A 3,955-nucleotide genomic window follows, 5' to 3' on the forward strand; every position below is an offset into this window, starting at 1 on the left:
GGATAGCGGGGAAGACAAGGAGCTTAACCCCCCCCCCCCCCCCCACCCCCCCCCCCCCCCCCGCTCCCTCCCCCCCCCCCCCCCCCCCCCCCCCCCCCCCCCCCCGCACCGCGCCCACCTGGCCGGGGCGGTGATCGGCCTGGGCGGAGTGGCGCTCACCGTCCTCGGCGGCGACGGGGTGCCCGACGGCAGGGGGCTGGCGGCCTCGGCGGGCGCGATGCTGGTTTCCTCCGTCGGGTACGTCCTGGCCGCCCGCTGGCGCGAGGGTGCCGACCCGCTGGCCGCCACCGCCTGGCAGCTGACCGCCGGGGGCCTGCTGCTGCTCCCGCCGGCCGTCCTCGCCGAGGGCGCCCCGCCGCCGCTGGCGGGCCGTACCCTGCTGGCCTTCGGCTACGTCACCCTGGTGGCCACGGCGCTGGCCTTCGCCTGCTGGTTCGCGGGGCTGCGGCACCTGCCGGCCGGTACCGTCGGCCTGCTCGGACTGCTCAACCCGCTGGCCGGGGTGCTGCTGGGCACCGCGCTGGACGGTGATGCGCTGGGGCCGCGCCAGGGGGCGGGGCTGGTGCTGGTGGCCGCCGGGATCGTGCTCGGGCGCCCCCGCGCCCGCGCGGCCGTACCGGACGTGGCCGCGCCTGCCGACCCCGCCGCGGCGGGCACCCGCGCTGTCCCTGCCGACCCTGCCGCCCCCGCCGACCCCACGGCATCGGCAGGGACGGGCTTGCCGCGGCGCCGTGGCACGTGATCGGATGGCGGGCAGCATCGCGTGCCGGTGGCGGACCGCGCCAGGCATGGAGGTGCGCGACCGAAGGGACCGCCCGCTCGTGGCCTCCCCGTACCCGCACGGCCGAACGGCCGCTCTCAGTCTCCAACTCTCCCAGGCGCACAACGAATTGCGCCGCCGCCTGGTCAACCTCCGCGCGGGCCTGGGCCGCCGGACCCTGCCCGACGACTCCCTGGGCGCCCACTGCCTCGCCTTCTGTTCGGCCCTGACCAACCATCACCAGGGTGAGGACCAGGCACTGTTCACGGCCCTGGTGCGTGAGCGGCCGGACCTCGCGCCGACCGTCGCCAAGCTCGTCGAGGACCACGGGTTCATCACCCACATCCTCGCCCGGGTCCGCGACCTCGCCGAACAGGCCGTCCGGGTCGCGGCCGGGCCCGGCACGGGGGCCGACGTACAGCCCGATGTACGGCCCGACGCACAGCCCAGCAAACAGCCCGGCGCGCGGCGGGCCGCGGACCTGGAGGCCATCGGACGCGAACTCGACGGCCTGGCCGCCATCATGGAGTCCCACTTCGCCTACGAGGAACGCGCCATCGGCGCCGCCCTGGACGCCGGAGTCGCCGACCGCGAGAACTGGTCGGAGGCGGTCCTGCGCTTCCGCGCACCGTAAAACCCCTCGCCGACGCGAGCCCGTTCTCCCTAGACTCGCCCCGCGGCCGCGCCCCGAGTGCGCGGTTGACCATGACGACGACGGCAAGCGGAGAGGGGGCAGGGCGGCCATGCCGAAGCACAGCGCCGCCGCCCCCTCTCCCGCCTCGCGGTACGAGGTGATCCTGGTGTCCCCGTCCTTCCGGTGCCCGCTGCGCGGCCGGCACCGGAACAGTGCCGCCACCGTCTGAACCAGCCCTGCGCGAACTCCATAAGGGCCTACTCCCGTCAGTGATCTGACGGAGCATCAGAAACTGTTGGCAGTGCTGTGCAAATCGCGCGTCCACCCGTAGCACCGCCTCGAAAGGCACCGGGCCATGCGCACCGACACCACCACCAGCACCACTGTCACCACCACCGCCGGCACCACCACGACTGCCGCGATCGCCGCCGTCCGCAACCTCGGCATCCTCGCCCATGTCGACGCCGGTAAGACCACTCTCACCGAACGGATCCTCTACCTCACCGGCACCACCCACAAGCGCGGCGAAGTCCACAACGGCACCACCGTCACCGACTTTGACCCCCAGGAACGCGACCGCGGCATCACCATCTTCGCTGCCGCCGTCAGCTGTACCTGGGCCGGGCACCGGATCAACCTCATCGACACCCCCGGCCACGTCGACTTCGCCGACGAGGTCGAACGCAGCCTGCGCGTCCTGGACGGCGCCGTCGCGGTCTTCGACGCCGTCGCCGGCGTCGAGCCGCAGAGCGAGTCGGTGTGGCGCCAGGCCGAACGCCACGGCGTGCCCCGGATCGCCTTCGTCAACAAGCTCGACCGCGCCGGAGCCGACCTCGACGCCGCCGTCGCCTCCATCCGCGAACGCCTGCACCCCCACCCGCTCGCCGTCCACCTGCCCATCGGCACGGAAGACGCCTTCACCGGCCTCGTCGACCTCGTCCGCCTTCGCGCCCTCACCTGGGACGCGGACGGCACCCTCGCCGAGGGCCCCGTCCCCGACCACCTCGCGGCCGAAACCGCCGCCCGCCGCCGCACCCTGGAGGAAGCCGTGGCCGAACTCGACCCCCGGGCCCTGGAGGAGTTCTGCACCGACGGCGCCCTCGGCACCGACACCCTCACCACCGCCCTGCGCGACCTCACCCGCACCGGGGAGGCCGTGGTCGTCCTGGCCGGCTCCGCCTACCGTAACCGCGGCATCGAACCCCTTCTGGACGCCGCCCTCGCCTACCTCCCCTCGCCCCTGGACACCCCACCCGTGCGGGCCGCCGACGGCGACCAGCAGCGCCACCCCGACCCCGGGCAGCCCCTCACCGCCCTGGCGTTCAAGGTCACCACCGCCCCCACCGGCCGCCTCACCTACCTGCGCCTGTACGCCGGCACCCTGCGCAAGGGCGACACCCTGCTCGACGCCGCCACGGGCCGCACCGAGCGCATCGCCCGCATCCTGCGCGTCCAGGCCGACCGCCACACCGAGACCGACCACGCCCTGGCCGGCGACATCGTCGCCGTCATCGGCCCCAAGAACGCCCGCGTCGGCGCCACCCTGTGCGACCCCGACCACCCCATCCTCCTGGAGGCACCCGTGAGCGCCGAACCCGTCGTCACCGTCGCGGTCGAGGCCCGCCGCACCGCCGACACCGACAGGCTCACCGCAGCCCTGGCCCGCCTCACCGACGAGGACCCCTCGCTGCGCCTGGCCACCGACCCCGAAAGCGGCCAGCGCACCCTGTCCGGCCTGGGCGAACTGCACCTGGAGGTCGCCGTGGAGAAGGTACGCCGGGACGCTGGCGTGGAGGCCGTCGTCGGCCGCCCCCGCGTCGCGCTGCGCGAGGCCCTGCTCGAAGGCGTCACCGGTTTCACCCACCGGCACGCCAAACAGGACGGCGGCTCCGGCCAGTTCGCCCACATCGTCCTGGACGTGGCCCCCGCCGACGACGCCTTCACCTTCACCTCCACCGTCACCGGCGGTCGGGTCCCGCGCGAGTACGTGCAGGCCGTGGAGGCCGGCTGCCGTGACGCCCTCGCCGAGGGTCCGCTCGGCGGCCACCCCGTCACCGGCCTGGCCGTCACCCTCACCGACGGCCTCACCCACCCCAAGGACTCCTCCGAACTCGCCTTCCGTACCGCCGCACGTCTGGGCCTGCGCGAGGCCCTGCGCGCATCCCGCCTCCAGCTGCTCGAACCCCTCGCGCAGGTGAGCGTCACCGTGCCCGAGGACGCGCTCGGCGCCGTCCTGGGGGACCTTGCCGCCCGCCGTGCCAGCGTTCAGGGCACCCGGCCCGGCCCGGGCGCCACTGCCGAGGTCAGCGCCCTCGTGCCGTTGGCCGAACTCTTCGGCTACGCGGGCCGCCTGCGCGGGCGCACGCAGGGGCGCGGCACCTTCACCAGCCGCCCGGCCGGCTACGCCCCGGCCCCCGCGGCCCCCGCGGCCGGCCGGGCGGACCGCTGAGGTGCGGCCCGGGCCCCCCCCCCCCGGGGGGGGGCGGGGCCCCCGACCGCCCTGCCCTTCCCCCTTTTCCGGTTTTTCCTTTCCTTCCCTTTCCTTTCTGTTTTCCTCTTTG

Annotated in this window: 3 protein-coding genes; all 3 read left to right on the plus strand. The window is 75.0% G+C overall.

Translation table 11 applies throughout. The features are described from left to right. Positions 1 to 148 precede the first annotated feature (148 nt). The 3 genes from ACZ4W5_RS37820 (at position 149) to fusA (ending at position 3,843) form a co-directional block, all read left to right on the plus strand. Positions 149 to 742 carry a DMT family transporter gene (locus tag ACZ4W5_RS37820; RefSeq protein WP_465659774.1) on the plus strand — a complete coding sequence of 198 codons (594 nt, stop codon included), beginning with the start codon at positions 149 to 151 and terminating at the stop codon, positions 740 to 742. 79 nt (positions 743 to 821) lie between these two features. Beyond that, complete coding sequence (locus ACZ4W5_RS37825; RefSeq protein ID WP_465659776.1) at positions 822 to 1,394, plus strand: hemerythrin domain-containing protein; 573 nt, start codon at positions 822 to 824, stop codon at positions 1,392 to 1,394. A gap of 355 nt (positions 1,395 to 1,749) precedes the next feature. Then, positions 1,750 to 3,843, plus strand: coding sequence for an elongation factor G (fusA, locus tag ACZ4W5_RS37830; RefSeq protein ID WP_465659778.1), 2,094 nt, complete (start codon positions 1,750 to 1,752; stop codon positions 3,841 to 3,843). Positions 3,844 to 3,955 lie beyond the last annotated feature (112 nt).

This window comes from Kitasatospora sp. NPDC029367 (assembly GCF_055569135.1).

Bases quoted from the DNA above. Each gene is read 5' to 3' on its own strand.
- fusA (WP_465659778.1), top strand. From the start codon at position 1,750: ATGCGCACCGACACCACCACCAGCACCACTGTCACCACCACCGCCGGC.